General features: G+C 69.2%; 16 protein-coding genes. 5 read left to right on the top strand and 11 right to left on the bottom strand.

The features are described 5' to 3' along the window. Positions 1-163: 163 nt before the first annotated feature. The 4 genes from glpR to ACFXKA_RS07190 all read right to left on the bottom strand — a co-directional run bounded on the left by glpR (position 164) and on the right by ACFXKA_RS07190 (position 4,529). Complete coding sequence (gene glpR, locus ACFXKA_RS07205; RefSeq protein WP_379426467.1) at positions 164-1,276, bottom strand: gephyrin-like molybdotransferase receptor GlpR; 1,113 nt, start codon at positions 1,274-1,276, stop codon at positions 164-166. A gap of 273 nt (positions 1,277-1,549) precedes the next feature. Further along, positions 1,550-2,200, bottom strand: coding sequence for a GNAT family N-acetyltransferase (locus ACFXKA_RS07200; protein ID WP_379426466.1), 651 nt, complete (start codon positions 2,198-2,200; stop codon positions 1,550-1,552). Between the two features lie 9 nt (positions 2,201-2,209). Then, positions 2,210-3,469 carry a gephyrin-like molybdotransferase Glp gene (gene glp / locus ACFXKA_RS07195; RefSeq protein WP_364614449.1) on the bottom strand — a complete coding sequence of 420 codons (1,260 nt, stop codon included), beginning with the start codon at positions 3,467-3,469 and terminating at the stop codon, positions 2,210-2,212. Between the two features lie 97 nt (positions 3,470-3,566). Continuing rightward, positions 3,567-4,529 carry a UTP--glucose-1-phosphate uridylyltransferase gene (locus ACFXKA_RS07190; protein WP_364614446.1) on the bottom strand — a complete coding sequence of 321 codons (963 nt, stop codon included), beginning with the start codon at positions 4,527-4,529 and terminating at the stop codon, positions 3,567-3,569. A 199-nt stretch (positions 4,530-4,728) separates the two neighbouring features. On the opposite strand from ACFXKA_RS07190, the gene ACFXKA_RS07185 reads away from it, so the two are divergent. The 5 genes from ACFXKA_RS07185 (at position 4,729) to mscL (ending at position 8,572) form a co-directional block, all read left to right on the top strand. Beyond that, positions 4,729-6,384: a purple acid phosphatase family protein gene (locus ACFXKA_RS07185; protein ID WP_379426465.1), complete on the top strand. Its 1,656-nt coding sequence runs from the start codon at positions 4,729-4,731 to the stop codon at positions 6,382-6,384. Positions 6,385-6,407: 23 nt separating this feature from the next. After that, positions 6,408-6,992, top strand: a complete 585-nt coding sequence (locus ACFXKA_RS07180; RefSeq protein WP_379426464.1) for a 5-formyltetrahydrofolate cyclo-ligase — start codon at positions 6,408-6,410, stop codon at positions 6,990-6,992. A gap of 70 nt (positions 6,993-7,062) precedes the next feature. Next, positions 7,063-7,362, top strand: a complete 300-nt coding sequence (locus ACFXKA_RS07175) for an FmdB family zinc ribbon protein (protein ID WP_379426463.1) — start codon at positions 7,063-7,065, stop codon at positions 7,360-7,362. Between the two features lie 87 nt (positions 7,363-7,449). Continuing rightward, the gene (locus ACFXKA_RS07170; protein ID WP_379426462.1) at positions 7,450-8,097 is read left to right on the top strand and encodes an SAF domain-containing protein; all 648 of its coding nucleotides are present in this window, start codon (positions 7,450-7,452) and stop codon (positions 8,095-8,097) included. Positions 8,098-8,173: 76 nt separating this feature from the next. Further along, positions 8,174-8,572 (top strand): large conductance mechanosensitive channel protein MscL, encoded by a 399-nt coding sequence (mscL, locus tag ACFXKA_RS07165; protein ID WP_379426461.1) that lies wholly within the window; start codon positions 8,174-8,176, stop codon positions 8,570-8,572. Positions 8,573-8,661: 89 nt separating this feature from the next. Here the strand turns inward: mscL and ACFXKA_RS07160 are convergent, their stop codons facing one another. The 7 genes from ACFXKA_RS07160 to ACFXKA_RS07130 form a co-directional block, all read right to left on the bottom strand. After that, positions 8,662-9,342, bottom strand: a complete 681-nt coding sequence (locus ACFXKA_RS07160) for an MspA family porin (RefSeq protein ID WP_379426460.1) — start codon at positions 9,340-9,342, stop codon at positions 8,662-8,664. Between the two features lie 64 nt (positions 9,343-9,406). Then, positions 9,407-10,084, bottom strand: coding sequence for an MspA family porin (locus tag ACFXKA_RS07155; RefSeq protein ID WP_379426459.1), 678 nt, complete (start codon positions 10,082-10,084; stop codon positions 9,407-9,409). A gap of 402 nt (positions 10,085-10,486) precedes the next feature. Further along, on the bottom strand, positions 10,487-10,633 hold the full coding sequence (locus tag ACFXKA_RS07150; protein ID WP_379397343.1) for a hypothetical protein: 147 nt from the start codon (positions 10,631-10,633) through the stop codon (positions 10,487-10,489). A 98-nt stretch (positions 10,634-10,731) separates the two neighbouring features. Continuing rightward, entirely contained in the window at positions 10,732-11,226 is a 495-nt protein-coding gene (locus ACFXKA_RS07145; protein ID WP_354836561.1) for a MogA/MoaB family molybdenum cofactor biosynthesis protein, read from the bottom strand. Between the two features lie 98 nt (positions 11,227-11,324). Beyond that, on the bottom strand, positions 11,325-12,779 hold the full coding sequence (locus ACFXKA_RS07140; protein ID WP_379426623.1) for a S1C family serine protease: 1,455 nt from the start codon (positions 12,777-12,779) through the stop codon (positions 11,325-11,327). A gap of 452 nt (positions 12,780-13,231) precedes the next feature. Beyond that, positions 13,232-14,617: a HAMP domain-containing sensor histidine kinase gene (locus ACFXKA_RS07135; protein WP_354836565.1), complete on the bottom strand. Its 1,386-nt coding sequence runs from the start codon at positions 14,615-14,617 to the stop codon at positions 13,232-13,234. Positions 14,618-14,706: 89 nt separating this feature from the next. Next, complete coding sequence (locus ACFXKA_RS07130) at positions 14,707-15,396, bottom strand: response regulator transcription factor (protein WP_354836271.1); 690 nt, start codon at positions 15,394-15,396, stop codon at positions 14,707-14,709. Positions 15,397-15,578: the final 182 nt, after the last annotated feature.

Below are 15,578 nucleotides of genomic sequence, written 5' to 3'. Positions count from 1 at the left end.
TTTCGATGTCCGCGCTCACCGCCGCGAATTCGATAGGAATGCAATCTTTCTGAAATAGTAAAAACCTATTAAGGCGGGGCTTTGCCCGCACGGCACGACTTTGCCCGCACAGCAAAAAGGCTCCCCGATCGCTCGGGGAGCCCTCACACTGTGTCCGGTAGGTCTACTCGCCCACCACGCGGCGTTCGCGGGCGCCGGCAGCGCGCTGGCGGGTGGCGCGGGCGGCGGCGGCATCGAACAGCTCCAGATGCTCGAACAGCGGGTCCTCGTCATCGGATTCGACCAGGACCGCCCGGCGCAGCTGGGTACGAGTCTGCTCGCGATCCGGGCGTGGGCGTTCGCGGCGGCGCGACTCCTCTTCGTCGTCCTCGTCGTCCTCGGCGCGCTTGCGGGCCAGGCGGGCGGCGCGGCGGCGGCGGATGTCCTCCTCGATGCGGACCTGTCTGCGTAGGTAACCCAGGTACGCCACCAGGACCGTGCCGGACAGGGCGCACAGCCACCACAGCACCGCCGAGACGGCGAGACCGGCGGCGGCCAGGATGAGGGTGAACAGCACCAGGCCCAGCACGGCGCGCTGACGGAAGGTGTAGCGGGCCGCCCGGGCGGCGGCGTCGGCCTCGGGATCGAAACCGCCGCGGCCACGGCGGGACGGCACGAAATCCGCGTCCTCGTCCTCGGATTCGAGTTCCGGTTCCGGTGCCGGATCGGGCTCGCGCAGCGCGGGGGTGCGGGCGCGCTGGGGCGCCTCCCGCCGTTCTTCGCGCTCGGCCTCGCGGTCGGCGTCGTCTGCCACCGCCCCATCGTTCTCGGGTTCGCCCTCGGCCGTGGCGGTTTCGGGGAGCGTCTCGGACTCGGCCGGCTCGGACTCGGATTCGGATTCGGCCGCGATATCCACCGCCTCGACACCGTCGGCCGAATCCCCCTCGGGCCCGGGCACTTCGGCGGGCGGCGTCTGCGCTTCGGCGATGGGCGCAGCCTCGGTGTCGACTTCCTTCTCGTCCGATGCAGCTGCGTCGTCCGATCTGGTCATCCGATCCTCCGGATCCTCGCTCGGGTGCTGAAGCTTTCTGCGAACCGGCACGTAATCCGGGTCGGTGTCATGTCCGGTCGCCGGACCTTTCCTGGTGCGCTGTGCGGCACCACCGCGATGCAGGATCCGCGTGGAGAGCGCGGCGTCGGTGTGCTGCCGTATACGAGGATGGCGGTTGGCCAGCATCGGAAACAGGACGAAGACCCAGAGCACCACCAAACCGATCCACAAGATCGAATTCGGCATTGCTGTCACACCTCCGTCCCGCCCAGCTCATAGTCCCTTCGACGTGCACCGCAGCGCCTACCGGTGGGTACCCAGACGCACCACCGGAACCCGTAGGTTAATTCCACACCGGGGTAATTCCCCACAGGCGCGCCGACCACACAAGTAACACTAGTAACAGCCGACCCCTCGGTCGTTCTCCGGGTCGGGCCCCGGAAACCCGATTCGGCGGGGCAATTCTGGTGAGCCGCAGGCAGAGGCGGTAATCGGGCCGCCGAAATACACAGCGAGTTATCAGTCTCTGGCGGCGCGTCCGGCGCGAATCAGCCTGTCCACCACCGTTCCTGAGACCTCTTCGACCGTCATGCCGACCAGCAGGTGATCGCGCCAGGCCCCGTCGACATCCAGGTAGCGCTCCAGCAGGCCCTCCTCGCGGAAGCCGACATTGCGCAGAACCGCCTGGCTGGCAAGGTTTTCCGGCCGCACCGTGGCCTCCACCCGATGCAGGCCCACCTCACCGAAGCAGTGGTCCAGCCCCAGTGCCAGCGCCGCGGTGGCCACGCCCTGCCCGCTCAGCTCGCTCGACACCCAGTAGCCGATCCACGCCGAACGCAATGCGCCGCGCACGATATTGCCCACCGTGAGCTGCCCGCTGAACACGCCGTCGACCTCGATGACCAACGGGATCATGGCGCCGCGCCGGGCCTCGGCCTTCAGCGCCGACCACAGCGCGGGCCAATTGCTCGAGTGGTTGCGCGCCTCCCACGGGCCGCGGCCGGTCGGCTCCCACTTCTCCAGATAATCCCTGTCCCGGATGCGAATCCGGCTCCAGGCGGAGGCATCACGCAAACGGATCGGACGCAGCGTGACGATGCCCGCGGCGACCCGCACCGGCCCCAGATGGGCCGGCCAGCCCGGATGCTGGGCGGTCCGGAAGACATTCATCTCCACGCCTCACCCTCGCTGCGCAAGGAACGCGACCTGCACCTCGTCACCGGTGCGCACCTCGGTGACCTCGGGATCGATCACGATGAGGCTGTTGGCCTCCGCCATGGTCGCCAGCAGATGCGAGGACGCCCCGTTCGGGCCGCCCAGCGGCTGCACCAGGTAGTCGCCGGTCTGCTCGTCGCGCATGAGCTGCGCGCGCAGATACCCGCGCCGGCCCGGAATCGAGGCGATCGGCAGGATGGTGCGCGCCCGCACCATGCGCCGCATGGGATGGCGGCGGCCCAGCGCGATCCGGATCAACGGACGCACCATGACTTCGAAAACCACCAGCGCGCCAACCGGATTCGACGGCAGCAGGAAGGTCGGCACCTCATCGCGGCCCAGCAGGCCGAAACCCTGCACCGAGCCCGGATGCATGCCCACCCGGGTGATCTCCAGCTCGCCCAGACCCTCGAGGGCCTCGCGCACCTGCTCCGACGCCCAGCCGCCGACCGCGCCCGCGATCACGACCACCTCGGAGCGAACCAGCTGGCCCTCCACCACATCTCGCAGCCGCTTGGGATCGGAGCTGACGATGCCGACCCGGTTCACGTCCGCGCCCGCGTCGCGCGCGGCGGCGGCCAGCGCGTAGGAGTTCACGTCGTAGACCTGCCCCGGTCCGGGGGTGCGGTCGATGTCGACCAGCTCGCCGCCGACCGACAGCACCGACAGCCGCGGCCGCGGATGCACCAGCACCTTGTCCTTGCCCACCGCGGCCAGCAGACCCACCTGGGCCGGGCCGATGATGGTGCCCGCGCGCACGGCCAGATCGCCGGGCTGCACATCGTCGCCGATGCGGCGCACGTAGTCACCGGAGCGCACCGACTCGTAGACCTTCACCCGGGCCCGGCCGCCGTCGGTGTTCTCCAGCGGCAGCACGGCATCGGCGAGGGTGGGCAGCGGCGCGCCGGTGTCCACGCGCACGGTCTGGCGCGGCTGCAGCCGGATCGGCTGCCGCGATCCGGCGGCCACCTCACCCACCACCGGCAGGCTCAGGTGCACCGAATTACCGTCCTCGTCACGGATATTCGCGCCCGCGCCGGCCACATCCACACTGCGCACGGCGTATCCGTCGATCGCGGCCTGATCGAAGCCCGGCAGCGGCCGCTCGGTCACCACGTCCTCGGCACACAGCAGTCCCTGGGCCTCGCTGATCGCGACCCGGACCGGCCGCGGGGCCACGGCCGCAGCGGTCACCTTGATCTGCTGATCCTCAACCGAGCGCATGCCGCCCTTCCGTTGTCTCGCCCGCCGCCGTCGACGTGTCGCCCGCCGGGCCGCCCACGCGACCCCGGCGCCTGTCCTTCACTTCTGCCCGTTGCGGCTATTCGTACGAGGTCAGCTGGGGATTCCAGCCGGACCCGAGCCGCTGCTCGAGCCACTCCCGCAGGGCGGGACCGTATTCCTCGCGTTCCAGAGCGAAATCGACCGCTGCTCGAAGATAACCGCCCGGGTTCCCCAGATCGTGTCGCGACCCACGATGCACCACGACGTGTACCGGGTGACCCTCGGCGATCAGCAGCGCGATGGCGTCGGTCAGTTGCAGCTCACCGCCCGCGCCGGGGGTGATGCGGCGCAGCGCGTCGAAGATGGCGCGGTCCAACAGGTATCGCCCGGCCGCGGTGAAGGTCGACGGGGCGTCGGCGATGGCGGGCTTCTCCACCATGCCGTTGACCTTGAGCACGTCCTGCGGGCCGCCGGGCAGCTCCTCGACGTCGAAAACGCCGTAGGCACTGACCTCTTCCTTCGGCACGTCGATGGCGCACAGCACCGAGCCGCCGTAGGTGCTGCGCACCTTGGCCATCAGCTCGAGCACGCCGCCGGGCAGCACGAGGTCGTCGGGCAGCAGCACCGCGATGGCGGACTCGTCCGCGTCGAGCACCGATTCCGCCTGTGCCACCGCGTGACCCAGGCCCAGCGGCTCCTCCTGCACTACCGAGGTCACGTCCAGCAGCGCGGGCGCCTTGCGCACCTTCTCCAGCAGATGGAACTTGCCGCGCTCGGCCAGGGTGCTCTCCAGCACCAGATCCTCGACGAAATGTGCGACCACACCGTCTTTTCCGGGCGAGGTCACGATCACCAGCCGGTTGGCGCCGGACTCCGCGGCCTCGGCGGCGACCAATTCGATGCCCGGTGTGTCGACCACCGGCAGCAGCTCCTTGGGCACCGTCTTGGTCGCGGGCAGGAACCTCGTGCCGAGCCCCGCCGCGGGAACCACCGCGGTACGGAAGCACGACTCGGCTGCGCCGCCGTTCGACGACTCGGCTCCGCCGCCATTAGCTGTCATGAATTCACCCTATCCATCCGTCACACGCCCGAGACCGGCTCAGGGCCGCCTCGATATCCCCGAGAGCCTAAGGGGCGGGAGCGCCGGGAGCGCACCGAACGCCGGACCGGAGCGGAACTGGCAGACCGACCTGTTCATTTCATTTCAAGTTCGCCGCACTGTGACCTCTCACGTACCCAACGGTTGTTAGCTGACACGCATGACCGATCGTGAGGATTCCCACAGCCCCGATTCCACCTCGGACAACCCGGCCGCATCCGCCGCGAACTCGCCCGACGCCGCGCGCGGCCTGAGCCGCCGCCGGCTGTTCGGCGCGTCCGCGGTGGCCGGGCTGGCCGGGCTCGCGGTCGGCGCCGGCGGAGCGGTCACGCTGCGCGGCGGCGCATCGAACTCCGAGGCGTGGCCGCGCTCGGCCGAACTGGTGACCACCCCCGACCGCGCGGCCGCGCCCCGGGTCGCGGGCCTGCACCTGCAATTCGGATCCGACGCCACCCGCGAGGTGGTGGTCAGCTGGCACACCACCGGATCGGTCACCAAGCCCACCGTGCGCTACGGCACCGCCGACGCCGGCTTCGGCAAGAGCGTGCAGGCCGAGACCCGGACCTACCGGGATGCCAAGTCCGGCACCGAGATTCAGGCCCACCACGCCCGGATCACCGGCCTGTCCCCCGACACCGACTACGTGTACGCCGCCGGGCACGACGGCGCGCCGCCCGAACTCGGCACCATCCGCACCGCGCCCGCGGGCCGCGCCAAGTTCCGATTCACCAGCTTCGGCGACCAGGGCACGCCCACCGTCGGCAAGATCGTCGACGGCAAGGCCCTCAACGACAACCTCGGCTCCCAGTACGCCGGCGACGTCACCTCGGCGGTGGAATCGCTGGCCCCGCTGTTCAACCTGGTCAACGGCGACCTCTGCTACGCCAATATCGCCACCGACCGCATCCGCACCTGGAACGACTGGTGGGCCAACAACTCTCGCTCCGCCCGCTACCGGCCCTGGATGCCCGCGCCCGGCAACCACGAGAACGAGCTCGGCAACGGACCCATCGGATACCAGGCGTTCCAGACCTACTTCACCGTCCCGGAATCCGGTAGCGAGGACCACGCCAAGGGCCTCTGGTACTCGTTCACCGTCGGCGGCGTGCGGGTGATCGCGGTCGCCAATGACGACATCTGTCTGCAGGACGGCGGCAACTCCTACGTCAGGGGCTACTCGGGCGGCGCCCAGAAGCGCTGGCTGGAGGGCGAACTGGCCCGGGCTCGGGCCGATAAGGGCATCGACTGGGTGGTGGTGTTCATGCACCAGGTCGCCATCTCCTCGGCCGACAAGTTCAACGGCGCGGACCTGGGCATCCGGCAGGACTGGCTGCCGCTGTTCGACAGATACCAGGTCGATCTGGTGCTGTGCGGGCACGAACACCATTACGAGCGTTCGCATCCGTTGCGCGGGGTGACCGGGTCCGAGACGCTGACCCCCAGGCCCGCCGACACTCGCAAGGACGTCGTCGACACCAGCGAGGGCACCGTGCACCTGGTGATCGGCGGCGGCGGCACCTCCTCGCCGTCGAATCAGCTGTTCTTCCCCGGCGACAAGTGCCGGGTCATCACCGCGGTCGGCGAGGTGGATCCGGCCACCGGCAAGAAGGCGCCGGTGTACGTCCTCGAGGACGCGCCCTGGTCGGCCTTCAAGGACGCCGAACACCCTTACGGTTTCTGCGCTTTCGACGTGGACCCGGGTCAGCCGGGCGGCAACACCACCATCACCGGCACCTACTACGCCCTCACCGGGCCGACCAGCGATCTGAAGGCCGTCGACACCTTCACCCTCACCCGGCCGCGCTCGGACCGCTGACCCACCCGTCCTAGGGTGGAAGCGTGACCGACGAGCGGGACAAGCGCGCCTGGCGCGAGGAGATCCTCGCGCGGCGCAGGGCGCTGCCCGCCGCCGACCAGGAGCGCGAGGCGGCGGCACTGGCCGCGGCGGCCGGGGCGCTCGCCGCCGCGGGGTGGGTGTGCGCCTACGTGCCCGTCGGCGGTGAGCCCGGCTCGCTCGCCATGCTCGACGCGCTGCGGGCCGCCGGGGCGCGGGTGCTGCTGCCGGTTACCGGCGAACCCGGTCCGCTGGAGTGGGCCGAGTACACCGGTCCGGCGGGGCTGCGGCGCGGGCGGTTCGGACTTCGGGAACCGGAAGGCGCGCCGGTCGCGAATGGGATCGCGAAGGCCGCGGCGATTCTGGTTCCGGCATTGGCGGTGGACCGGCGCGGGGTTCGATTGGGGCGCGGGGCCGGTTATTACGATCGAAGTCTGAGCGCCTGCCGCGCCGACGCGCGATTGATCGCGGTGGTGCGTGACGACGAACTCGTGGAGCGTTTGCCGGAAGAGCCGCACGACCACCGAATGGGGTGGGCACTGACCCCGCTCGGGGGCCTGCGACGGCTCGCAGATCGGGTCGGGAATTGACACCCGATTGGCAGCGTTGGCACTGCCAGCTGTAGAGTGCTAATTCGACGAAGAGCGTGGAGGTTTCCCGATGCCTACTTACTCGTATGCATGCACCGAGTGCGACAACAAGTTCGACATCGTGCAGTCCTTCTCCGACGGCGCGCTGACCACCTGCGACCAGTGCAACGGCAAGCTCCGCAAGCTGTTCAACTCGGTCGGCATCGTCTTCAAGGGCAGCGGGTTCTACCGCACCGACAGCCGCAACGGATCGACCTCCTCCGAGCCGGCCAAGTCCTCGTCCACCTCCTCGGAGAGCTCCAGCTCCACGGCCTCGAGCTCCTCGACCTCGGCCGCGTCGACCAGCGGCTCCAGCACCTCCGCCGCCTGATCCGAGTTTCTCCACAGGCTTTTCGTTATCCACAGCCCGGGTTCCGCCCGGGCCTGTCGGTACCGGGGCGACCGTACGCTGCCCCGCATGACGCGACCGTATCGAGCCATCCTGCACGAGTTCCGTAGCCGCCTGATCTGGGCGGACGCGGTGCTACTGCGGCGGGCCGGGGCGGTCGCGCTGCTCGTTCTGGCGGGGTTTCTGGCCGTGCGCGCCGACCCGGCGGCCGGACACACCCCGGTCCTGGTCGCCGCCCGGGATCTGCCACCCGGACAGGTGCTCGGCGACGGCGATGTGCGGGTCGCGGCACGGGAGACGGCGACCCTGCCCACCGGCGCCGTGCGGGAGGCCGCACGGCTGCGCGGAGCCACCCTGGCGGGCGCGCTGGCGGCGGGTGAGATCGTCACCGAGGTCCGGGTGGTGGGGCCGCGGCTGGCGGCGGTGGCGGCGCAGTCCGCCGATGCGCGCATCGTCCCGATTCGCTTGGCGGACAATGCCGTTGCCGAAATCCTGCGGGCCGGGGACCGAGTGGACGTGGTGGCCGGCGAGGACTCGGGCGGCGGCGGGCGTCCCGCGCGGCTGCTCGCGGCCGACGCGGCCGTGGTGCTGGTGTCGGGCACGGAGAACCCGCGCGGGCGCACCGACCGGATCGTGCTGGTGGCATTGGATTCCCGGCGGGCCGCCGCGGTGGCCGCGGCCTCGCTGCGGACGGCACTCACCGTCGTGTTCCACTGAACCGGCCCGCGGGTGAACTAGCATCCCGTATACCCCCATTACTGCGTTCGATCCCTCAGGTAGAGGAGCTTCCGCAATGCTCAAGGGTTTCAAGGATTTCCTGATGCGCGGCAATGTCATCGACCTGGCGGTGGCCGTGGTCATGGGTACCGCCTTCGTCGCCATCGTCACCGCGTTCAGCGACGGCATCATCACCCCGCTGCTCGCCGCATTGGGCGGCACCAGCCAGCTCGGCCTGGGCTTCCAGCTGGTGGCCGACAAACCGGCGACCTATGTGGCCGTCGGCCCGATCATCACCGCGGCCATCAACTTCGTGATCATCGCGGCGCTGCTCTACTTCGTCCTGGTACTGCCGTACAGCAGGGCCAAGAAGCTGTGGGGCACCGTGGAGGACCCGGTCACCGACACCGAACTGCTGACCGAGATCCGGGACCTGCTGGCCGCGCGCAGCGCCGGTGGCAAGCACGAGATGTGAACGGGGACATAGCAATATCGGATCGGGATACAGCAAACGGGCCCGGCGCGAAAAGCGCCGGGCCCGTTGCCATTACCAGCTAGCGGGTTTTACCCCAGGCTGAAGGGCTGGCCCCACAGGGTGACCCAGCTGATGACGTTGTCGGTCTCGACCTCGACGCTCACGAAGGAGCGCGCCTGGGCGTAACCGGCACAGCCGTTCAGGCCGATGGTCTCATCCGACCAGGTCACCGAACCATCGTTACCACTGAACTTGTTGCGGGTCTTGTGGATTTCCTTGCCGTAGTCATCCGGCATTTCCTCGTCGAGGATGTAGAACGACTTGGCCTGGCCCGGACCCAGGGTCAGGTTGGCGCCGGAGTTGACGCCGGCCTGCGGGGTGACATTGCCGGAGTTGTCCCAGCTGGCACCGCCGGTTGCGCCACCGTTGACATTGCCGCCATCGATGGTGACCTGGCAGCCCACCACGTAACCCGGGTAGATCTTGCCGCCGGTGGCAGTGGTGTCACCGGAGATGTGGACCTGCGCCGACGCCGAGACCCAGGCGTTGCGGTGCACGGGGGTGGCACCCATCGACGGGCTGATGTTGGCGGACTCGCCGACCAGCTTCACCGTGACAACGGTGCCGTCGGAGAGGGTCTGGGTGATTTCGCCGCCCGGCAGCGGCACGAAGGTGTCGGCGTTCGCCGCACCGGTGGAGAACAGGCCAAGGGCTGCGGTGGCGACGGCGCCCACACCGGCCACCCGCGCCGCGGTCTTACGGATGTTCATTTCTGGTTGTCCCTCAGAGTTTGAATTCGCTTACGCGAGAAAGGATTTGGCGGGCGGAGACCACTCAGCCGATGCTGAACGGCTGGCCGTACAGGGTGGTCTTGGAGTAGTTGTCGCCGATGACCTCGACGACCGTGTACGCACGCGCCTGGGCATAACCCGCGCAACCCTGGATCTGGATCTCGGCATCCCGGTACTCCACGGAGTAGGTGCCCGACTTCGGCACGTCCTTGGAGTCGATCTGCACGAACGCCACCTGTCCGGGGCCGAGGTTGACGCCGATCGATCCGCCGACGCCGGCACTGTTCAGGCTGACGTTGCCGGAGATGCCGGCCGAGATCGCGTCCTCGCCGATGCTGATCTGGCAGCCGACGATGTAGCCGGTGTTGATCTGCGAAGTGCCATGCGTGGACGAATTATTCGAGCCGGGGCCGCCGACCGGGCCGTTGTTCGGGCCGACGGTGCCGTCCGGCGTATCGATCACCGCGGAGGCAACACCGCTCACCCACACCACACGGCCGGCACCGTTGGCTGCGAGTGACGGCGACACAATGGCGTGCTCGCCCGTCCGGGTGATGGTGACGGTGCCCGCCGGGTTCACCTTCTGGCCGTCCGGCAACGACACGAAGGTGTCGGCATTAGCGGCACCAGTGGAAAAAAGGCCGATGGCCACGGCTGCAGCCGCGCCGACGCCCGCAAAGCGGGCCGCGGTACGCACACCGTGGGTGCGGTTCTCGCTCATACTTCCCCTCATCAGGTTTCAAGCAGTTCAACCTCGACCACCGAGGTTGAAATGGGACCCTTCCGAATCCCCGGTTGAGTTTGTCGCCACATTGTTGCCGCCGTGTTACTGGCCACAAATTCTTATGGCGTAGCGACGGAGGGCACTTTACATCACAGGAGTGGGCTCTGAGACGTGAGCGAACAGAGTCGACCACTGATCAACACAAACCCGCAGGTATGTCGAGAAAGTCGCGGATAGCAAAAGGGGCCCGGAGCTAATCACGACGGGCCCCTTCGGATTCCGCTGGGCGGAAACTGATCAAACGAAGGTGACCTGACCGGGGCCGAGGTTCGGGCCGACGGCGGATAGTCGGGTATGAATACGTCGCGAGCGCGACTCGACCGCGATGCGGCAGCAGACTCAGCCGTGATGCGGCGGAACTTGGGAGCGCAGCCAATCATCGGAGGATCGGCCGGATTCGGGCTCGGGAGTGCGCTCGTCCGTGGTCGTGGACGGCAGCTCGTCACCGAAGATGCGCGCCAGCCGGGCGCGCTCGGCGGGTGTCAAACGACGAGACCCCGCCCGGCGCTCGGCCGGACGGGGTGGTTCCGAGGTCTCGGATGACCCTGAGGTCTCGGATGACTCGGAAGGCTGCTCGGCGTCGATCATTCCGACAGACCGGACAGTTCATCGATGACCCGGCTGGCCAGCGGGCCCAGGGTGGCCATGCCGTCCCGGATCGCGGCGCGCGAACCCGGCAGGTTCACCACCAGCGTGCTGCCCGAGACCCCGGCCAGACCGCGGGACAGCCCCGCGTCCAGCGAACCCGAGGCCAGCCCGGACGAACGCAGCGCCTCGCTGATGCCGGGCAGCACCCGGTCCAGCACCTCCTCGGTGGCCTCCGGGGTCACGTCACGCGGCGACATGCCGGTGCCGCCGACCGAGATGACCAGGTCGACACCACCGATCACCGCGGTATTGAGCGCATTGCGGATCTCCACCTCATCGGCCTGCACCGACACCGAGGCGTCCACCAGGAACCCGGCCTCGGTGAGTAGTTCGGTGACCAGCGGACCCAGCGAGTCCACCCCGCCATGGGCGGTTCGATCGTCGACGACCACGACAAGAGCACGGCCCGCGACAGCGGTATCGATTTCCATGGTGCTCACCGTAGCGCCCTTGTCCGACAACAGCTCCCAGCCCCCGTCCCCGGTGACGCGAATCGCCGGGGTCGGTTCTCTACCGCTCTCGTGAATCATCATCGGCCGCCCTCCGCAGCTGCCTCGCCGAGGGTGACCTCGACGGTCTTGGGGTTCTTGCCCTGGTCGTCGGTGTAGGTCACCTTGACCTTGTCGCCGGGCCGGTGCGAGCGCACCCCGGCAATCAGCGAATTACCCGAATCCACAATCTGATCATCGATTTTCGTAATGATCGCGTTCTTCGGAATGCCCGCCTTGGCGGCCGGGCCGTCGGGCGACACGTCCATGACGCGCGCGCCGTTGACGTCGTCCTGCGCCCGCACGGTCACCCCGATCTGGGCGTAGGTGGCCTTGCCGTTCTTGATCAGCTCGTCGGCGACCCGGCGCGCGGTGTCCACCGGAATGGCGAAGCCGAGGCCGATGGAGCCGCTCTGCGCACCCGCCGACTCGGCGGTGCCCATGGTCGCGATGGCGGTATTGATGCCGATCAGCTTGCCGCTCATATCGACCAGCGCGCCGCCGGAATTGCCCGGGTTGATGGCCGCGTCGGTCTGGATGGCGTCGATGACGGTGCCCTGCGAGCCCGGCTCACCGCTGGTGGAGACCGGGCGGTTGAGCGAGGACACGATGCCGCTGGTCACCGTGCCCGCCAGGCCCAGCGGCGAACCGATCGCCACCACGCCCTGGCCGACCTGCAGGTGCGCCGACTGGCCCAGATCGATCGGCTGGAGACCGGTCTTGCCGGTGACCCGGATGACCGCGATGTCCGACACCGAATCCGCGCCGACCACGGTGGCCGGGGCGGTCGTGCCGTCACTGAAGGCCACATCCATCTTGGCGTTCTGGCCCGCGCCGCTGACAACGTGGTTGTTGGTGAGGATCAGGCCGTCCGAGGACAGGATCACGCCCGACCCCTCTCCCTCGGCCCGTGCGCCGGCGACCCGGATCATGACCACGCTGGGTAGCACCTTCTGCGCCACCGCCTGCACCGAACCTTCCGGCGCGGGCGCGGTCTTGCCATTGCCGAGCGGCTGATCGAGCGCGTTGGTCACCGTGGAGCGGGTGTCGTTGTGGTGGGTGGCCAGCGCGCCGACCGCGCCGCCGATCCCGCCGCTGAGCAGCGCCAGCACCACCGCACCCGCGACCAGACCGGTGCGCCCGGACCGCTTGGGCGCGGGCGCGCCCGCGTAGGGCATCCCCGGCGCGCCCGGCATGCCCGGGCCGCCCGGAATCACCTGTGTCGGATGCTGTCCGGTGGCGTACCCGGCCCCCGACGCCACGTACGCCTGCCCGTACAGCCCGGCCGGAATCTCCTCGGTCGGATGCTTCCCAGCCCCGTACTGCGCCGAATAGGGCTGTGCCCCACCGAAAGCCGCGCCGTAGGCCGGGGCGCCCTGCGGCGGACCGTAACCCGCGCCGGGCAGGATCTGGGTCGCCGGGTCCACGCCGTAGGCGGGGCCGCCGGCACCCGGATGGCCCGGTGCCGCGGGACCCGGAACCGGTTGTCCGGCAATGCCGGGACCGGGTCCGGACGGGACTCCGGAGCCCGGTCCCTGGACGGCACCGGTGGAAAAGGATTGCGCCGCACCGAATCCGGCGGGAGCCGCGGAGGCGGGGGTGGCCGATCCGGGAGCCGCGGCCCGTTCGGCGGGGGCTGGATGGCCCGACTGCGCAGGTGGCGTCATTCCGCCAGGGGCGGGTGCGCCCGGCTGCGGGGCGGCGAAGCCGTCGAAGGGCGGGGATCCGGCCTCGGGGGTGGCCGAGCCTGCGGGGTCGCGCTTGGGCAGGCCGGAGGCGGTGGTATCCGGGGCGTCGCCTTCGGGCTCGGGGCCCTGCCCGCCTGCGGGGGATACTGTCGAATCCTCGGTCATTTCTCGTTTTCTCCTCGAGTCTCGTCGCCAAGCCTGGCGGTAACGACTGAGAGTGGACTGAGACCGTGCTTGCTTTTCGCCGAGCTTTCCGGCGCTCAGTCCGGCGCCGAGTCGGGCAGCGGCGGTGCGCCTTCTCCAGGCAGCACGATACGGATCAAAGCGCCGCCGCGGTCGGAAGTATCGATGTTGATGGTGCCACCGTGTTTGGTCACCACCTGCTTGACGATGGCCAGCCCGAGTCCGGAACCGGGCATGGAGCGCGAGGCGGTGGTCCGGTAGAAGCGTTCGAACACCAGTTCCCGCTCGGCGGGCGGAATGCCGGGCCCGGCGTCGTCGACGGCGAACTCCAGCAGCCCGCGTCCGCTCTCGCGCATGGCGACGAAGACCTTGGCGCCCTCGGGGCTCCATTTGGCCGCATTGTCGAGCACATTGAGCAGTGCGCGTTCCAGTCCCGGTTCGTCGCCGTAGATGAACCAGGGGCGCAGCTCGGCGTCGAATTCGATTCCGGTGCGCCGCCGCCGGACTCGTTCCAGCGCCCGCTCGGCCACGTCGCCGAGGTCGATCTGCTCGTAGACGGTCTCGGGCGCGTCCTCGCGGGCCAGGTCGACCAGATCGCCGACCAGCGTGGACAACTCCTCGATCTGGGCCATCACGTCGGAGCGCAGTTCGGCCATGTCCTCGTCGGGGATGCGGGGCGCGCCCGGCCGGGAGGAGGCGATGAGCAGTTCCATATTGGTGCGCAAAGAGGTCAGTGGCGTCTTCAGCTCATGGCCGGCGTCGGCGACCAATCGGCGCTGCCGTTCCCGGGATTCGCCCAGGGCCCGCAGCATGGTGTTGAAACTGTCGGTGAGCCGGGCGAGTTCGTCGTCGCCGGTGACCGGGATGGGGGTGAGGTCGTCGGTGCGGGCGATGCGCTCGGTGGCGGCGGTGAGCCGGGCGATGGGCCGCAAGCCGGTGCGGCCCACGGTGGTTCCGGCCGCCGCGGCCACGATGACCCCGCAGCCGCCGACCACGAACAGCAGCCAGGCCAGCCGGTCCAGCACCTCCTTGGTGGGCTGCAGCCGCTGCGAGACGACCAGGGTGGATCCGGAGTGCGTGCGCCGCGCCAGTACTCGCTGATCCTCGACGGTGCGCAGCGAGAAGCCGATCTCGCCGCGGGCCACCGCGCGCTCCTGATTGCCGATGGGCGGAAGCGTGGTCTGCGGGGGCACGTATTGCGACTGATCCGGGAAGACCAGGGCGACGCCGACATCGCTGGAGTACAGCCCGGCGAACACCAGCGACTGGAAACCGAGGCTGTCGAGGTTGTTGTCGATCATCACCGAAGCCCGCGCCCGCAGTTGCGAATCCACGTCCGCGTACAGCGAGCGCGCCACCATGGCGTAGGCGGCGATGGAGGTGAAGGCGACCGCGACGGCCACCACGGAGGCGGCCAGCAGCGTGACCCGCCAGCGCAGCGAGACCGACCGGGTCAGCGGCATGGGCGGCCGCAGCTCGGCCGACTCCGGACGCGACCCGAGTCCGGCGACCACCGGCCGCCGGGGAACGGTTCTTCCCACGAGCACGGCTCCTACGGCGGGGTCTCGCGCAGCACGTAGCCGACGCCGCGCACGGTATGGATGAGACGCGGTTCACCGTCGGCCTCGGTCTTGCGGCGCAGATAGCCGATGTACACCTCGAGCGCATTGCCGGAGGTGGGGAAGTCGTAGCCCCACACCTCCTCCAGAATGCGGCTGCGGGTGAGCACACGACGGGGGTTGGCCATCAGCATTTCCAGCAGCGAGAACTCGGTGCGGGTCAGGCTGATCTGGCGTTCGCCGCGGGTGACCTCGCGGGTGACCGGATCCAGCGACAGGTCGGCGAAGGCCATGGCCTCCGAGAAGGCGTCGGCCGGATCGCCTGCGGTGCGGCGCAGCAGCGCGCGCAGCCGGGCCAGCAGTTCCTCCAGGGCGAAGGGCTTGGGTAGGTAGTCGTCGGCGCCGGCGTCCAGTCCGGCGACGCGTTCGGAGACCGAATCCCGTGCCGTGAGTACCAGAATCGGCAGATCGTCGCCGGTGCTGCGGAGCCGGCGGCAGACCTCGAGCCCGTCGAGCCGGGGCATCATGACGTCCAGGACGAGGGCGTCGGGTCGCTGACTGGCGGTCTTCTCCAAGGCGTCCAGACCGTCGACCGCGAGGTCGACGGTGTACCCGTTGAAGGTCAGCGAGCGACGCAGCGATTCCCGGACCGCGCGGTCGTCGTCGACTACCAGAATGCGCATGGCAACCAGTCTGCCCACAGCGACTGAGAGGTGACTGAGAAGGTCCCCTTCGACACGCCGGACGAGTGAGGCAGATGACCTGCGCGTTTCACGGAGGGCCGACGCCAAGTGGTTGCGGTGTCACCCAAATTCGCGCGAAACTCGTTGCGGGAAGGCCGCATTCGGGAACTAAACCTCAAAGT

The organism is Nocardia sp. NPDC059228 (assembly GCF_042754245.1).
GTDB lineage: Bacteria > Actinomycetota > Actinomycetes > Mycobacteriales > Mycobacteriaceae > Nocardia.
This window is presented reverse-complemented; position numbering and strand designations above follow the sequence as displayed.